The organism is Corallococcus sp. Z5C101001, from assembly GCF_007352635.1.
Lineage (GTDB): Bacteria > Myxococcota > Myxococcia > Myxococcales > Myxococcaceae > Corallococcus > Corallococcus silvisoli.
The window spans coordinates 28,923-45,339 of sequence record NZ_VKLU01000022.1; the positions used below are offsets into that span (position 1 = coordinate 28,923).

Sequence of the window (16,417 nt, forward strand, 5' to 3'; positions counted from 1 at the left end):
CCTGGCATGGCAGGATGCCGCGCCCCGCGTCTCGAACGAGGACCCTCTCGGTGAACCGACCTCTGTCCGCCCTCTGCTTCACGCTGCTGATGCCTGGCCTGCTGCTGGCCGCGCAGCCCCTGCCTCGGCCCGCGAGTGCGCCCACCCCCGCACCGCAAGGCGAAGCGCCTCCGCGGGAGCCGCCTCCGCCTCCCACGCCGGAGGACACCGCGCGCGCCGCCGCCCGGGCGAACGAGGGCGACGCGGGCACGCCGAACCCCGTCGCGGAGGCGGAGAAGCCGGACGCGAAGAAGGACGCGTGGAGCGTGGACGCGCCCCCCGGCGTGTCCGCGTCGCAGGTGCCCATCGACGTGCGCGAGGGCACGTGGATGAACGTGGACGTGAGTCCGCGCGGGGACGAAATCCTCTTCGACCTGCTGGGGGACCTCTACGCGCTGCCCATCGCGGGCGGCGAGGCGCGGCCGCTGACGTCGGGCGCGTCCTGGGACATGCAGCCGCGCTACAGCCCGGATGGGAAGTCCATCGCGTTCACCAGCGACCGGGGCGGTGGAGACAACCTCTGGGTGATGAACCGCGACGGCTCCGACCCGCGGCCCGTGACGCAGGAGAAGTTCCGGCTGCTCAACAGCCCGGCGTGGAGCCCGGACGGCCAGTTCCTGGTGGCGCGCAAGCACTTCACCGGCCGGCGCTCGCTGGGCGCGGGCGAGGTGTGGATGTACCACCGCGCGGGGGGCGAGGGCGTGAAGCTCACCGAGCGCGCCAACGACCAGAAGGACCTGGGCGAGCCCGCGTTCTCCCCCGACGGCCGCTTCGTCTACTTCAGCCAGGACGTCACGCCGGGGAAGACCTTCGAGTACGACAAGGACCCGAACAAGGAGCTCTACGCCATCCAGCGGCTGGACCTGGACACGCGGGAGGTGGAGCCCTTCGTCACCGGGCCGGGCGGCTCCATCCGGCCCACGCCTTCGCCGGACGGCAAGCAGCTGGCGTTCGTGCGGCGGGTGCGCGCGAAGAGCGTGCTGTACGTGACGGACGTGGCCTCCGGCGCGGAGCGCCCGCTGTATGACGGGCTCGACCGGGACATGCAGGAGACGTGGGCCATCCACGGCGTGTCGCCGGTGATGGCGTGGACGCCGGACAACAAGTCGCTGGTGTTCTGGGCGGCCGGGACGCTGCACCGCATCGACGTGGCGACGAAGAAGGTCACCCCCATCCCCTTCCACGTGAAGGGCTCGCGCACGGTGTTCGCGGCGGTGAAGGGGACCCGGCCGGTGGCGCCGGACCGCTTCGACGTGAAGATGCTGCGCTGGATGCAGGTGTCACCGGATGGTAAGAGGGTGGTGTATCAGGCGTTGGGCCGGCTCTACGTGAAGGAGCTGCCGTCGGGCACGCCGCGCCGGCTGACGCGGCAGAACGAGCACCTGGAGTTCTTCCCGGCCTTCTCGCGGGACGGGCGCTCCATCGTCTATTCGACGTGGGACGACGACGCGCTGGGCGCGGTGCGCATCGTGGCGGCGACGGGCGGCGAGGGCCGCGTGGTGACGGCGCAGCCGGGCTACTACGTGGAGCCGGCGCTGAGCCCGGACGGCAAGTGGGTGGTGTACCGGGCGACGGGGGATGGCTACCTGATGCCGGGCACGTGGAGCCGGGAGACGGGGCTGTTCGTGGTGCCGTCCACGGGCGGGGGCGTGGCGCGCAAGCTGACGCGGGACGGGGAGCAGCCGCACTTCGGGGCGAAGTCGGACCGCGTGTACTTCCTCAACGTGGAGTCCAAGGAGACGGAGGACGTGCGCACGCTGCGGAGCATCGCGCTGGACGGGGGCGAGCCGCGCACGCACCTCACGAGCGCGGGCGCGCTGGAGATGCGCGTGTCGCCGGACGACCGGTGGGTGGCCTTCCGCGAGGACTTCAACGCGTACGTGACGCCCTTCGTGCGCGGCGCGAAGGAGGCGCTGGTGGGGCCGGGCACGAAGGCGATGCCGGTGACGCAGGTGAGCCGTGACGCGGGGGAGTACCTGCACTGGTCCGGCGCGGGGGAGCGGCTGTCCCTGCACTGGGCGCTGGGGCCGAAGCTCTTCACGCGGGCGCTGAAGGACGCGTTCACGTTCCTGGACGGGGCGCCGAAGACGCTGCCGCCGCCGGAGGCGGACGGGGTGGACGTGTCGTTCTCCGCGAAGTCGGACGTGCCGGAGGGGGTGCTGGCGTTGGTGGGCGGGCGGCTGGTGACGATGAACGGCGAGGAGGTGGTGGAGGAGGGCGTGGTGGTGGTGAAGGGCAACCGCATCGTGGCGGTGGGGCCGGTGGGCAAGGTGGCGGTGCCGGCGGGGGCGAAGGTGGTGGACGTGAAGGGCAAGACGCTGATGCCGGGCCTGGTGGACGTGCACTGGCACGGGAGCATGGGCGTGGACGGGCTGATGCCGGAGCAGAGCTGGGTGCAGGCGGCGTCGCTGGCGTTCGGGGTGACGACGTTGCACGACCCGTCCAACCAGTCGGAGACCATCTTCGCCGCGAGCGAGATGGGGAAGGCGGGGATGCTGACGGCGCCGCGCATCTACTCCACGGGGACCATCCTGTACGGGGCGGCGGGCGCGGGGGCGCACGTGGAGATCGACACGCTGGACGACGCGCGCCGGCACCTGCGGCGGATGAAGGCGTTGGGGGCGTTCAGCGTGAAGAGCTACAACCAGCCCCGGCGCGACCAGCGGCAGAAGGTGCTCCAGGCGGCGCGCGAACTGGGGATGCTGGTGGTGCCCGAGGGCGGCTCGCTGCTCCAGCACAACCTGACGATGGTGGTGGACGGGCACACGGGGCTGGAGCACTCGCTGCCGGTGGCGCGCATCTACGACGACGTGCGCCAGCTCTGGAAGGGCACGCGGGTGGGCTACACGCCGACGCTGGGCGTGGCCTACGGCGGGCTGATGGGGGAGAACTACTGGTATCAGAAGACGAACGTCTGGGAGGACACGCGCCTGTTGTCCTTCGTGCCCCGGCGCGTGGTGGACGCGCGCTCCAGGCGGCGCGTGATGATCCCCGACGAGGAGTTCAACCACCCGAACGTGGCGCGCGTGGCGAAGGAGCTGAACGACCTGGGCGTGAGCGTGCAGCTGGGCGCGCACGGGCAGCGCGAAGGGCTGGCGGCGCACTGGGAGCTGGCGATGTTCGTGCAGGGCGGCATGACGCCGATGCAGGCGTTGCGCGTGGGCACGCTGAACGGCGCGCGTCACCTGGGCATCGACGGCGACCTGGGCTCGCTGGAGGTGGGGAAGCTGGCGGACGTGGTGGTGCTGGATCGCAACCCGCTGGAGGACATCTCCAACAGCCGCACGGTGCGCTACACGATGGTGAACGGCCGGCTGTACGACGCGAACACGCTGAACGAGGTGGGCACGCGGCAGCGCACGCGCGTCAGGTTCTTCTTCGAGAAGGACGGCAACGAGGGGTGGAGCCCCCGGGCCTCCACGCATGCCAATGAACAGGTATGCGATTAGGGCTCGTGAGCCGCGAAGCTGAGCCTCAGCGCTTCGCGGCCACCTGGGCCAGGGCCTGTTGGATCTGCGGGAGGGCGTAGGGTTTGGGCAGCACCACCACGCCCAGCCACTGCCGCGGATCCCCGTCCAGCGCCGCGCGGCCGTGCCCGGATGCGATGATGATGCGCATGGTGGGCTTTCGCAGCGCCACCTCGCGCGCCAGGTCCACCCCCGACATGCCCGGCAACGTCACGTCCGTGAAGAGCACGTCGAAGGGCTCCGCCGCCAGCGCCACCCGCGCCTCCTCCGCGCTCGCCACCGACATCACCGCGTGCCCCAGGAGCCCCAAGAGCTCGCTCGCGGAGGCGCGGATGTCCTCGTCGTCCTCCACCAGCAACACGTGCATCCGCCGCGCGGACTCCTGCGCCGCGGACGACTCCCCGCGCGCGGCCGCCTCCGGCCACGCCAGCCTCGGCGTCAACTGCCGCTGCTGCCGCTGGTCCAGCTGCGCCCGCACCTTGCGCGCCAGGTCCTCGCGCCGGTACGGCTTGGACAGCAGGCTCACGCCTGGATCCAACCGGCCGCCGTGCACGATGGCGTTCTCCGTGTAGCCCGACGTGAAGAGCACCTCGATGTCCGGCTGCAACGCCTTCGCCTGCCGCGCCAGCTCCGGGCTGCGCACCGGCCCTGGCATCACCACGTCCGTGAAGAGCAGGTCCACCGCGACGCCGCTCTTCAGGATGGACAGCGCGCTCTCTCCGTCCACCGCGCGCAGCACCCGGTAGCCCAGCTCCGTCAGCAGCTCCACCACCGTCGCCCGGACGTCCGCGTCGTCCTCCACCGCGAGGATGGTCTCCTGCCCGCCCTGCACCGGCCCCGTCACCCCCTCCGACACCGGCGCCTCCGGCTGGAAGGCGCGCGGCAGGTACACCTTCACCGTCGTGCCGTGCCCCACCTCGCTGTAGAGCTTCACGTGGCCACCGGACTGCTTCACGAAGCCGTACACCATGCTCAGCCCCAGGCCCGTGCCCCGGCCCTCCGGCTTCGTCGTGAAGAAGGGCTCGAACGCGCGCTCCATCACCTCCGGCGCCATGCCCGCACCCGTGTCCGAGACCGCCAGCAACACGTACGCCCCGGCCAGCACCTCCGGGTGCGCCTGCGCGTAGTGGTCGTCCAGCGCCGCGTTGCTCAACTCCAGCGTCAGCTTCCCGCTGCCACTCATCGCGTCCCGCGCGTTGATGGCCAGGTTGAGGATGACGTTCTCCAACTGGTGCGGATCCGCCAGCGTGTTCCACAGCCCGCCGCTGATGACCGTCTCCACCTCCACGTCCTCGCCCAGCGCGCGGCGCAGCAGGTCGTCCATGCCCCGCACCAGCCGCCCCAGGCTCAAGGAGCGCGGCTCCAGCGGCTGCCGCCGGGAGAACGCCAGCAGCTGCGCGGACAGCCGCGCCCCGCGCTCCACCGCGCCCAGCGCCGAGCGCACCCGCTGCAGTCCCCGCTCGTTGCCCGCCACGTCGCGCTGCAACAGCTGGAGGTTGCCGCCCACCACCTGGAGCAGGTTGTTGAAGTCGTGCGCCACGCCCCCCGTCAGCTTCCCCACCGCCTCCATCTTCTGCGACTGCCGCAGCTGCTCCTCCGTCCGCCGCTGCTCGGTGACGTCGCGCGCGGTGGCGTACAGCAGGCCCTCCTCCAGCGCGGGCACCGCCGTCCAAGAGAAGTGCCGGTAGTGGCCGTCCCGCGTCCGGAAGGAGTTCTCGAAGCGCAGCGTCGTGTGGCCCTCCGCCAGCTGGCGGACCTCCTCGCGCGTCCGCTCCTGCGCGCCCGGCGGCTCCATCCACTGGCTCGTGCGCCCGACCAGCTCCTCCTCCGTCCACCCCAGCGTCCGCGTCCAGGCGGGGTTGACGCTGAGGAAGCGGCCCTCCAGGTCCGCCACCAGCAGCAGGTCCTGCGACAGCCGCCACACCCGGTCCCGCTCCTGCGTGCGCTGCGCCACGCGCTGCTCGAGCGTCTCGTTGGCCTGCTTCAACTCCGAGAGCGCCTTGAGCCGCGCCAGCGTCGTCCACACCCGGTCGGCCACGTTGCGCGCCAGCTCGATTTCATCCTCCGTCCATGGGCGCGGCTGCGTGTCGTGGAGGAACAGCACCGCCACGAACCGGCCGTGCTCCAGCAGCGGGATGTTGAACAGCGCCCGGATGCCAATCGCCTCCAGGGTGGCCGCCTGGGGGGCCGTGCGCGGGTCCTCCCTCACGTCCGGGATGGCCACCACCTCGCCCTTCAGGAGGTCTTCGATGAACACGCCGTAGTCGAGGAAGCGGTGCACCCCCTCCACGCGTGCCACGTCCGGCGAAGCCACCCAGTTCGGATGCATCCGCACCAGGGAATGCACCGCGTCCACCGTGCCGTAGCCCGCGCGCGGCACGCCCAGCAGCCGCCCCACCACCTCCATGGCGAGCCGCGCGGCGGCGTCCGCGGACACGGCCTCGCGCAGCCGGTCCGCCATCTCCAGCAGCGCGGCCTGCCGCAGCTCCGCCCGCTTGCGCGCGTCGATGTCCACCAGGACGCCCGGAAAGCGCAGCGGCGCCCCTGCTCGGCTGCGCTCGCAGTGACCGCTCGCCTCCACCCAGCGGTAGACCCCGTCGGAGCGGCGCACGCGGTACTCGGCGCGGTACGTCCCCCCCGTCTCCAGCGCGCGGGCGATGGCCGCCTCCACCCCGGGCCGGTCCTCCGGGTGGATGGCCGCCACGAACTGGCCGAGGGGCAGGCCTTCGCGCGCTCGCAGTGGATCCAACGAGAAGGAGTCCGCGAAGCGCGCGTCCGTGGTGACGCGGTTGTCCGGCACGTCCCACACCCAGGTGCCAATCACCGCCTCGGTGCTCAGCGCCAGCTGCACGCGCTCGTTCGCCGCGCGCAGCGCGTCCTCGGAGTGGTGGCGGTCGGTGACGTCCTGGGTGACGCCGATGAGCTGCGCGGGCCGGCCCGCCGCGTCGTGCACGAGCGACGCCCGGCGGGCGATCCACCGCACCTCCCCGGTGTCCAGCCGGCGGACGCGGTACTCCACCGAAGGGGTCACCTGGCCCGCCGCCCGAGTGCGCGCGTTGGAGGTCAGGGGCCGGTCCTCCTCCAGCACGAGCGCCTCGATGTCCGCCGCGGGCACGGTGTCCGTGAGCGGCACGCCGTACAGCCGGCAGAACTCCGGCGTCACCGTCAGCAGGTGGGTGGCGATGTCGAGCGTGAACACGCCGATGCCGCCCGCCTCCTGCGCCAGCCGCAGCTGTTCGTGCTTCACGCGCAGGCGCTCGTCGTCCTCCCGCGCCTGGGTGATGTCCCGCGAGACGCAGACGGCGAAGGAGGGCCGTCCCGCCGCGTCCCTCGCCAGCGCGACGTGGTTGCGCGCCCAGATGACGCGGCCGTCCGGCCGCAGGTAGCGCTTCTCCACGACGAAGGGCTCGCCCGTCTCCACCAGGCGACGGAACAGGGTGGCGTCGCGCGCGCGGTCCTCCGGGTGCGTGAAGTCCAGCAGGTCACGCCCCAGCACGTCCTCGAGCGAGCGCCCCAACATGTCGCGGAAGTGCTGGTTCGCCAGCTGGAACGTGCCCTCCAGGTCCGCCTGCGCGATGCCCACCCCGGCCTGCTGGAAGAGCGCCGCCAGCCGCTCCCCGTCGAACAGGGGCGTGGCGGCGGCGTCCGGCCCGGTGGGCGCCGCGTCGGTGGAGGACTCCAGGCCCGCGGCGCGCAAGCGATGCCGCAGACGTTCGACCTCGGCCTTCAAGGCCTGTTCGGTGTCGGAAGGGGGCAGGCTCATGGACGGGGGACCGGGTCGGTGGGGCGACCTTCAGCGCGGGAACTGTGACCCGGGTCCTCCAGGGTGGGCAACGGCGATTTCCCAGGGGTTCATTCCTCCGGAGGCGGAACTTCCTCCTCGGCGTCCGCGCCCGTCCGCGCCTGGATGAACGCCCGGATGTGGGCGACGAGCGCGTCCCGGCGGCGCGCGAGGAAGTCCGCTCCGTCGCCTTGACGCAGGGCGGCCAGGGCGTCGGGCGACAGGGCATGGCTGGGGAAGACCGCGGGGGGAACCGCGCCAGCGCGCACCAGCCCCAGCAGGGACCTGCCTGGCGCGAGCACCGGGTGGAAGAACTGGTTCGCCAGGGTCAGCTGCAGGGCGCTCCCCGAACCGGGGGCGGGAGGGAGCCCCGACAGGGGTGGGGGGAACACGGGCAGGAAGGCCACCGCGCCCTGGATCTCCAGCAGCGGGCCGGGCTCCAGCAGGGCGCCGGTGAGCAGGTGCCGGGGCCGCAGCGCCAACAGGGCGTTGGCCTCCACCCGGTCCGCCACCGACGCGAGCCCCGCCATGCCCGGCTGCGAATAGCGCTCCCAGCCGCGCGGCGGCGGAGGGCCCACCCGGTGGAGCAGCGCGCGCACGGAGGCGTCCGCGTCCGTGGTGAGGACCGCGAGGCTCGCGCGGGCCTCGGCGTCGGGCGGTGAACGCTCGGTGTCGAAGAGGGCGCGGCGCCACAGCCAGTACGACAGCCGCGCGCGGGAGTCGGGACCAGGCTGGGGGTGCAGGTGGAAGAACCGGGACAGCAGCGGCAGCACCTCCGGCCGGGGCAGGAGGCTCAGGTGCGGGATGCCCGCGTCCTGGCGGAGGAAGTCGAAGGCGCCACGCACCGCCCGCGCGGTCCGCCCCAGCGCCTGCGCCCAGTCGTCCTCCGTGCCGAACTCCTCCCGGAAGTCCCGCGTGAAGTCCCTCCCGTGCACCGCGAGCAGCAGCGAGGGCAGCGCGTCATCCTCCAAGCGACCGAAATCACGGGCGGACAGCTGCTCGGCCAGGGCCTCCAGGCTCTGGCACGATGTGTCGGGTCGCCCGGGAAGGGGTGGGGCCATGGGACGTCCTGCGTAGCGGAGAGTCACCAACACTCACATCGCCCGGAGGTCGCAATGCTCACTTCCTGCCTTGACGGTGCGAAGAATTTCTTTAAAGAATGCACGCACGTCCTCTTCTTCTTGGAAGATGGCGTATGTACCGGGCCTCGCGTTCCCCAACCGCGGAACCGGTGCGTGACGTCCCAGTTGAGCCCCGCGCGCCGCGTTCCCCCTCTCGGCGCGCGGTGGCCCCTGGGACTTCCACCCCCCGCCTTCATCCTCCTGGTCCCGTCGAGGCTTCGAGTGTCCACGTCCGCGTTCGTCCTGCCCGTCTCGCTGGCCCTCCGCCTGCTCACCGCGGCGTCGCCCGCACCGCAGTCCCCCGCCGCCGCGCCCTCCCAGGAGCCCGCGCCGAAGTCCCCCGCCACCAGCGCCGTGAAGGCGGTGGCGCCCGTGGCCTCGAAGCTGAGCGCCGCGCAGCAGGCCACGGCGGCGCGCCTGGTGGGGCCCGCGCTCACGGAAGGGCACGCGTACGCGCGGCTGGAGGAGCTGACGGACGGGGTGGGGCCGCGCCTGTCGGGCTCCGAGTCCGCGGAGGCGGCGGTGCAGTGGGCCCTGCGCGCGTTCCAGGCGGACGGGGTGAAGGCGTGGAAGGAGCCGGTGAAGGTGCCGCGCTGGGTGCGCGGGGAGGAGCACGGCGAGATCGTCGCCTCCGAGCGCACGCGCGGCCTGCCGCTGGCGCTGCTGGCGCTGGGGGGCAGCGCGCCCACGCCGCCGGAGGGCCTCACCGCGGAGGTGGTGGAGGTGGGCTCCCTGGAGGAGCTGGCGGCGCTGGGGGACAAGGTGAAGGGCCGCATCGTCTTCTTCAACCATACGATGTCGGAGGCGGCGGACTATGGCCGTTTCGCGGGGCTGCGCGGCCGGGGCCCGGCGGCGGCGGCGAAGCAGGGCGCGGTGGCCGCGCTGGTGCGCTCGCTGGCCACGGCGTCGCTGCGCACGCCGCACACGGGGGCCACGCGCTTCGACGAGGGCGGGGTGCGCCTGCCCGCCGCGGCGGTGTCGGTGGAGGACGCGCTGACGCTGCACCGGATGCTCCAGGGTGGAACGGTGAAGGTGCGGCTGGTGCTGGGCTGCTCGGAGCTGCCGGACGCGGACTCGTCCAACGTGGTGGCGGAGGTGCGGGGCCGGGAGAAGCCGGACGAGGTGGTGCTGCTGGGCGCGCACCTGGACTCGTGGGACGTGGGCACGGGCGCGCATGACGACGGCGCGGGCGTGGTGATGGTGATGGAGGCGGCGCGGCTGCTGGCGAAGCTGCCCCAGGCGCCCCGGCGCACGGTGCGCGTGGTGCTGTTCATGAACGAGGAGAACGGCCTGCGCGGCGGCCGGGCGTACGCGGAGGCCCACGCGAAGGAGCTGCCGAAGCACGTGGCCGCGCTGGAGATGGACTCGGGCGGAGGGCGCCCCCTGGGCGTGAGCCTGCACGCGGGCCCGGGCGGAGAGGCGCTGCTGCGGCCGTGGCTCTCGCCGCTGGAGGGCCTGGGCGCGGCCACCTTCCTGGTGGGGCACGCGACGGGCGCGGACCTCAGCCCCATGGAGCCCGCGCACGTGCCCTTCGTGGGCGTGCGCGTGGACAGCAGCCGCTACTTCGACGTGCACCACTCCATGGCGGACACGCTGGACAAGGTGGATCCCCAGGACCTGTCGCGCAGCGCCGCCGCCGTCACGTGGATGGCGTACGCGCTGGCGGAGGCGCCGGGCGTGCTCGCGCGTCCCACCGCGCCGGAGTCGGAGACGCCGCCGGCGAAGAAGTAGGCGCGGGGGGCTTATTCCGCCACGGCCCTGCCCGTCCCGCCGCGCCGCAGCGGCAGCTCCGGCAGCAGCAGCGTGAAGAGCAGGGCCCCCAGGGTGATGAGGATGGCGAGGCGGTACACCGCCATCGTCGCGAGGGTGAAGGACTCCTTGAGCGCTCGCGCCACGGCGTCCACGGTGGACAGCGCGCGGGCCTCGTCCGCGTCCACGTCCGCGCGGGCCTGGGGCCCCTCCGCCCGCCGCCGCTCCGCGTCGAAGCCCTGGCGCAGCGAGTCCTTCACCGGCCCGGGCTGGAAGCGCTGTCCCTGGGGGGCCCCCTCGCCGCCCAGGCTCCCCGGGGCCGCCGCCTGGAGCTCCTGCCGCACGTCCGGGGGCAGCCCCTGCGTGGCCTGCTGCGTGCGCGCGCGCATCTCCCGGCCCAGCGTGCCCGCGTACACGGTGCCCAGCAGCGCCACGCCCACCGTCATGCCCAGCTGCCGGAAGAAGGTCGTCGCGGAGGTGGCCACGCCGATGCGCTGGGGCGGCACCGCGTTCTGCACGGCCACGGTGTAGAGCGGGATGGACGGGCCCAGGCCCAGGCCCACCAGCACCATCTTCACCGTCACCTCGGCCTGGCTGGAGTCCGGCGTCAGGGTGAAGCCCATCACCGCGAAGCCGCCCATCAGGAACAGGAGCGCGCCCGCCATCAGCGCCTTGTAGCGCCCCAGCCGCGACACCAGCTGCCCGGACAGCACGTTGCCCGCCACCACGCCCAGGGTCAGCGGCGTCAGCGTCAGCCCCGAGTGCGTCGCCGACAGCCCCACCACGTTGACCATGAACAGGGGCAGGAAGGTGACGGACGCCAGGAACACCGCGCCAATGGTGAACACCGCCGCGTTGCCCGCCCAGAACGCCCGCAGGCGGAACAGGGACGGGTCCAGCAGTGGCTCCTTCGCGCGGCGCTCGCGCCAGACGAAGAGCCCCAGGCCCACCGCGGACAGCGCGAACAGCCCGAGGATGGGCGTGGACCCCCACGGGAAGCCGCCCGCCCGGTGCATCCCCGTCCCGCGTCCCAGGCTGAGCGCCAGGAGCAGCGGCACCACGCCCAGCGCCAGCGCGAGCGCGCCCGGGACATCCAGGCTGCCGCCGCGGACGCCCTCGGGCTTGAGCGGCGGCATGCGCAGGAAGATGAGCGCCAGCGCGAGCGCGCCCACCGGCAGGTTGATGAAGAACACCCAGTGCCAGCCCATCGTGTCGGTGATGAAGCCACCGGCCAGCGGGCCAATGACGCTGGACAGGCCGAACACCGCGCCGAAGAGGCCCTGGTACTTGCCCCGGTCGCGCGGCGGGAACAGGTCCGCCACCACCGCCAGGGACCCCGTGAAGAGCGCCGCGCTGCCCAGGCCCTGCACCGCGCGGCAGAGGATGAGCGTGAGGGTGGAGCGGGACGCGCCGCACAGGAAGCTGCCGGTGAGGAACACGGTGATGCCCGCCACCAGGACCGCGCGGCGGCCCAGCAGGTCCGACAGCCTGCCCCACACCGGCACCATCATCGTGGAGGCCACCAGGTACGCGGTGGTGAGCCACGGGTAGTGCTCTGGCGCGATGTGGAGGTCCGCCTGGATGGTGGGGCCCGCGGTGGCCACGATGGTCTGGTCCAGCGCCGCCAGCAGCAGCCCCAGCAGGGCCCCCGCCAGCGTGAAGGCCTTCTGCGAGCGGCTGAACCGCTCGGACGCCGGGGCGGCGCGGGAGTCCGGAGCGGTGTCGGCGGCGAGCTCGGCCATGGGCGCGTGGGCACGCGCTCACGCGTGCGTCCGCGCGAATCTGGGGACGCGGTGGGGCACGGGCCATGCGCGCCTGCCTGGCCGCCCTCCCTCCTGAAGCAGGTCACGGCCCGGGTGCGCGCCTGGCGGGCGACACGGTGGCCGCGCCGCCCTGAAACGGGAAATCCCCGCCGCGAAAGCCTCCCCGAGAAGGCCGCGTGCAATGGGCGGCCCTCCTGTGCGTAGAGTGCCTGACGCGGACCGCCCGCCGGGGTCCGTCCCGGCGCGGGGGCCGCGTGGCCTCCAGCGTGAAGGGGTGGTTTCGTGAACTTCCGGGTCGACGTGTGGGAGGGGGCGCGCATCGCGCTGACCTCGCTGCGCTCCAACCGGCTGCGGACGGTGCTCACCACGGTGGGCATTGGCGTGGGCGTGTGCACGCTGCTGGCCATCGTTGGAATCATCCAGGGGTTGAACAGCTCGTTCGCGGAGCAGCTCGACAAGATTGGCTCCAACACGCTGCAGGTGTCCAAGTTCCCCTGGGTGATGAACGGGGACTGGTGGGCGTACCGCAACCGCAAGACGCTCTCGGTGGACCTGGTGGAGCCGCTGCGCGCCAGCTCCGAGCACGTGGTCGCGGTGGCGCCCATGATGTTCGTCGTCGCGGAGGTGGCCTTCCAGAACCGGAAGCTCGCCTCCGTGCAGACCATGGGCACCAGCCCCGAATACGCCTTGACGTCCTCGGTGGAGATGGCGAGCGGGCGCTTCATCACCCAGTCGGACGTGGACAACCGCTCCGCGGTGGTGGTGATTGGCGCGGAGGTGGCCAAGGTGCTCTTCCCGGGCATCAACCCCGTGGGCCACCGCGTCCTCGTGGACCGCCGCCCCTACCGCGTCTCGGGGGTCATCGTGGAGCGCGGCACGGTGCTGGGGCAGAACGTGGACATGGTGGCGATGCTGCCCTACCCCGCGTTCCAGGGGCACTTCGGCACCCAGCGGGACGTGAACCTGGTGCTCGCGGTGGACGCGCAGGAGAACGTGCCCCGCGTGCAGGACCGGCTCACGGAGACGCTGCGCCGCGAGCGCAAGACCAAGCCCGGCATGCCGGACGACTTCGCCATCAACCGGCCGGATCAGCTGGCCAACATGTACGCGCAGCTGACGGGCGCGCTCTACGGCGCGGCCACGGGCGTGGGGCTCATCACGCTGCTGGTGGGCGGCATCGGCATCATGAACATCATGCTGGTGTCCGTGCGTGAGCGGACGCGGGAGATTGGCGTGCGGAGGGCGCTGGGGGCTCGCAAGCACACCATCATCTTCCAGTTCCTCATGGAGGCGGCCAGCGTGTCCGCGGTGGGCGGCGCGCTGGGCACCGCGGTGGGCATGGGGCTGGCGTGGCTGGTGAACTACCTGACGCCCCTGGCGGCGGCGGTGCAGCCGCTGACGGTGGCGTTGGGCGTGGGCTTCTCCGCGATGGTGGGCCTGCTGTTCGGCATCTGGCCGGCGGCGCGGGCCGCGAACCTGGACCCCGTGGAAGCGCTTCGCCACGACTAGGCGGGAGCGGGAGATTTCGCGATGTGGATGGCATTCTGGGACACGGTGCGGTTGGCGTTCGGGACGTTCCGCTCCAACCCCCTGCGCTCGTTCCTGACGCTCCTGGGCATCGTCATTGGCGTCACCACGGTGGTGTCCATGATGTCCCTCATCGAGGGCTTGCGGAACCAGGTGAACGACCAGATGTCGGAGCTGGGCAGCGACTGCTTCCAGGCCCAGCGGCTGCCCTTCGGACAGGGGCAGCTGTCGGTCGCGGAGCTGGCGCGCCGGCCGCGCTTCACCTACGCGGACCTGGACGCCATCCGCACGCAGCCGTCCGTCGCGCAGGCTGCGGGGGAGGACTCCAAGGGCGGCCAGAAGGTCTCCACGTCGGAGCGCGAGTCGCGCGCCAACGTGAGCGTCTGGGCGGGCACGCCGGAGTACTTCCAGACGAACGCGGTGGGCATCGCCAGCGGACGGTCCTTCACCGACACGGAGTTCGTGGACGGGCGGCGGGTGGCGGTGATTGGCGCGGACCTGGCGGACACGCTCTATCCTGGCTTGGATCCGCTGGGCCGTGAGTTCCGGCTGCTGGGGCGCACCTTCCAGGTGGTGGGCACCCTCAAGCGCCGGGGTGGGTTCCTGGGCGGCGGCAGCCAGGACAACCAGGCGATGATTCCCCTGTCCACGTTCGCGGCCATGTTCGGCGTGCGCGACTTCCGCGTCAGCATCCAGGCGCACTCCGCGGACGTGCTCCAGCGGGCCCAGGACGAGGTGACGCTGCTGATGCGCCGCCGCCACGGGCTCAAGCCGGACGAACCGGACGACTTCTTCATCTACTCCAATGCGAGCGCCACGGAGATGTTCAACAACCTCTCCAAGGCGGTGTCCGCGGCCAGCTTCGGCGTGTGCATCCTGTCGCTGCTGGTGGGCGGCATCGGCATCCTGAACATCATGCTGGTCGCGGTGACGGAGCGGACGCGGGAGATTGGCATCCGCAAGGCGCTGGGCGCGAAGCGCTACCGCATCCTCGCGCAGTTCGCGCTGGAGGCGGTGGTGCTGTCGCTCGTCGGCGGCGCGCTGGGCGTGGGCCTGGGCGTGGGCCTGTCGTACCTGGCCCGGTGGATGATCCGCCTGCCCACGGAGGTCCCCATGTGGTCCGTGGTGGTGTCGCTGGTGATGAGCTGCGGGGTGGGGCTGGCGTTCGGCATCTACCCGGCGGCGCGCGCGGCGAAGCTGGACCCCGTGGAGGCGATGCGCACGGAGTAGGCCTCCGCGCCATGAAGAGGGCCCCGCCCCGCGCTCTGGCGGGTGGGGCCTGCGTGCATCACGGTCCGCGTCCGGCCCCGGCCAGGAAGTCGGCGGTCGATTGGACCTGGGCGTAGCCCATGCCCAGGGCCGCCAGGAACGCGGCGTGGACCTGGGGCGCGGGCACGGTCTGGCCCTGGAACTCCAGGCTCCGGGCCGCGCAGGCGTCCTGGAGCACCGTGACCGTGTAGCCCAGGTCCGCGGCGGCCCGCACCGTGGCATCCACGCACATGAGGGTCATCATCCCCACGACCACCAGGTGCTTCACCTCCAGGGCCCGCAGGCGCTCCTGGAGGTCCGTCTGCCGGAAGCTGTTGGGGAAGTGCTTGAGCACGACCGCTTCGCCCGGCCGGGGCTCGACCCGGGGATGAAGCTCCGCGCCTGGGGTCCCCGGCAGGAAGAACGTGGCCCCTGGCTGCGGCGACTCGTGGCGCACGTGGAGGACTGGCAGGGTTCGCTCGCGGAAGAAGTCCAGGGCCGCGCGGGCCTGGGTGGCCGCGGCGTCGGCCTGGTGCAGCTCGAAGCGCCCTCCGGGGAAATAGTCATTCTGGATGTCGATGAGCAGCAGCGCGGCGTTCTCCACGGACGTCCTCCTTCACGCGAGTCGTGATGCGGTGTCAGCCCGAATACCGGGGCCCGCGCGCCCGCGGGAGTGGCTGGATTGACAAATCCAGGGCGGAAACCGACAAGCGGACATGCCTGTCGAGTCCTCGTCGATCCGCGTCGCGGTGCTGGCATTGGAGGGCTGCGTGGCCTCCAGCGTGGCGGGCCCGCTGGATGTGTTCGCCATGGCCAACCTCCTGAGCCGCGACCAGGGCCAGGGAGAACCCTTCGCGGCGGAGCTCGTCGCGCCGCTCCCCGGTCCCGTGCGCGACTTCCACGGCCTGGAGCTGGGCGCCGCGCGGGTGCCCGCCCCCACGGAGCGCTTCGACGTCGTCCTCATCCCGGCGCTGGTGGGCAGCTTGGAGCGATGCATGGCGGAGCGCTCCACCACGGACTGGCTGGCGGGACAGCACACGCGAGGCGCGAAGCTGGCGGCGGTGTGCGCGGGGGCCTTCCTGCTCGCGGAGGCGGGGCTCCTGGAGGGGCGGGAGGCCACCACCCACTGGGGGCTGGCCCGGGACTTCGCGGCCCGCTACCCGTGCGTGTCGCTCAAGCCGGAGCTGCTGGTGGTGGACAACGGCGACGTGCTCACCACGGGAGGCATCACCGCCTGCCTGGACCTCTGCCTGCATCTGGTCGCGAAGCAGGTGTCACCGGAGCTGGCCGCGCTCTGCGCCAGGATGCTCCTGGTGGAGCCCGGCCGCCGCTTCCAGGCGCCCGAGGCGGTGCGCGCCGCGCATCGGGACCACGGCGACGCCGCCGTGCTGCGCGCCCAGGAGTGGTTGGAGGCGCACCTGCTGGGCCCGGTGACGCTGGCGGGCGCGGCCATGGCCGCGAGCCTGGGCGAACGCACGTTGCTGCGCCGCTTCCGCAAGGCCACGGGGGATACGCCCTTGGATTACGTCCAGCGCTTGCGCATCGAGGCCGCCCGGCGGCTCCTGGAGACCACGCCGCGCACCGTGGAGGACATCGCCCAGGCCATCGGCTACGCGGACACCACGTCGTTCCGCCGCCGCTTCAAGGCTCGCACGGGGCTGTCTCCGGGTGATTACAGGAAGAGGTTCGCGCTGCGCTGACGCGACACGGTGCACGGGGCCT

Annotated in this window: 9 protein-coding genes and 1 pseudogene; 5 read left to right on the plus strand and 5 right to left on the minus strand. The window is 72.5% G+C overall.

Annotation, left to right across the window (positions count from 1 at the left end; all coding sequences use genetic code 11):
• Positions 1-50 precede the first annotated feature (50 nt).
• Complete coding sequence (locus tag FOF48_RS34375; protein WP_143908907.1) at positions 51-3,488, plus strand: amidohydrolase family protein; 3,438 nt, start codon at positions 51-53, stop codon at positions 3,486-3,488.
• A gap of 25 nt (positions 3,489-3,513) precedes the next feature.
• On the opposite strand, the gene FOF48_RS34380 is transcribed toward FOF48_RS34375, so the two are convergent.
• The 3 genes and pseudogenes from FOF48_RS34380 to FOF48_RS34385 all read right to left on the minus strand — a co-directional run bounded on the left by FOF48_RS34380 (position 3,514) and on the right by FOF48_RS34385 (position 8,348).
• Positions 3,514-6,753, minus strand: a complete 3,240-nt coding sequence (locus FOF48_RS34380; RefSeq protein WP_255443000.1) for a PAS domain-containing protein — start codon at positions 6,751-6,753, stop codon at positions 3,514-3,516.
• Between the two features lie 15 nt (positions 6,754-6,768).
• Positions 6,769-7,269, minus strand: a pseudogene (locus FOF48_RS37400) (PAS domain-containing protein); the annotation flags it as partial.
• An 89-nt stretch (positions 7,270-7,358) separates the two neighbouring features.
• A complete protein-coding gene (locus FOF48_RS34385) occupies positions 7,359-8,348 on the minus strand; it encodes a hypothetical protein (RefSeq protein ID WP_143908911.1) in 990 nt (329 codons plus the stop codon).
• A 282-nt stretch (positions 8,349-8,630) separates the two neighbouring features.
• Here FOF48_RS34385 and FOF48_RS34390 point away from each other — a divergent pair, with 282 nt between their 5' ends.
• The gene (locus FOF48_RS34390) at positions 8,631-10,139 is read left to right on the plus strand and encodes a M20/M25/M40 family metallo-hydrolase (protein ID WP_143908913.1); all 1,509 of its coding nucleotides are present in this window, start codon (positions 8,631-8,633) and stop codon (positions 10,137-10,139) included.
• Positions 10,140-10,150: 11 nt separating this feature from the next.
• On the opposite strand, the gene FOF48_RS34395 is transcribed toward FOF48_RS34390, so the two are convergent.
• Positions 10,151-11,899 carry an MDR family MFS transporter gene (locus FOF48_RS34395; protein WP_143908915.1) on the minus strand — a complete coding sequence of 583 codons (1,749 nt, stop codon included), beginning with the start codon at positions 11,897-11,899 and terminating at the stop codon, positions 10,151-10,153.
• 303 nt (positions 11,900-12,202) lie between these two features.
• On the opposite strand from FOF48_RS34395, the gene FOF48_RS34400 reads away from it, so the two are divergent.
• Positions 12,203-13,429, plus strand: coding sequence for an ABC transporter permease (locus tag FOF48_RS34400; RefSeq protein ID WP_143908917.1), 1,227 nt, complete (start codon positions 12,203-12,205; stop codon positions 13,427-13,429).
• A gap of 27 nt (positions 13,430-13,456) precedes the next feature.
• Positions 13,457-14,677 (plus strand): ABC transporter permease, encoded by a 1,221-nt coding sequence (locus FOF48_RS34405; RefSeq protein ID WP_186002194.1) that lies wholly within the window; start codon positions 13,457-13,459, stop codon positions 14,675-14,677.
• A 58-nt stretch (positions 14,678-14,735) separates the two neighbouring features.
• Here the strand turns inward: FOF48_RS34405 and FOF48_RS34410 are convergent, their stop codons facing one another.
• Complete coding sequence (locus tag FOF48_RS34410) at positions 14,736-15,299, minus strand: cysteine hydrolase family protein (protein ID WP_143908921.1); 564 nt, start codon at positions 15,297-15,299, stop codon at positions 14,736-14,738.
• Between the two features lie 112 nt (positions 15,300-15,411).
• Here FOF48_RS34410 and FOF48_RS34415 point away from each other — a divergent pair, with 112 nt between their 5' ends.
• A complete protein-coding gene (locus FOF48_RS34415) occupies positions 15,412-16,395 on the plus strand; it encodes a GlxA family transcriptional regulator (RefSeq protein WP_143908924.1) in 984 nt (327 codons plus the stop codon).
• Positions 16,396-16,417: the final 22 nt, after the last annotated feature.

Coding starts and splice junctions, on each gene's coding strand:
- FOF48_RS34405 (WP_186002194.1), top strand. CDS start 13,457: ATGGCATTCTGGGACACGGTGCGGTTGGCGTTCGGGACGTTCCGCTCC.
- FOF48_RS34415 (WP_143908924.1), top strand. CDS start 15,412: ATGCCTGTCGAGTCCTCGTCGATCCGCGTCGCGGTGCTGGCATTGGAG.
- FOF48_RS34395 (WP_143908915.1), bottom strand. CDS start 11,899: ATGGCCGAGCTCGCCGCCGACACCGCTCCGGACTCCCGCGCCGCCCCG.
- FOF48_RS34385 (WP_143908911.1), bottom strand. CDS start 8,348: ATGGCCCCACCCCTTCCCGGGCGACCCGACACATCGTGCCAGAGCCTG.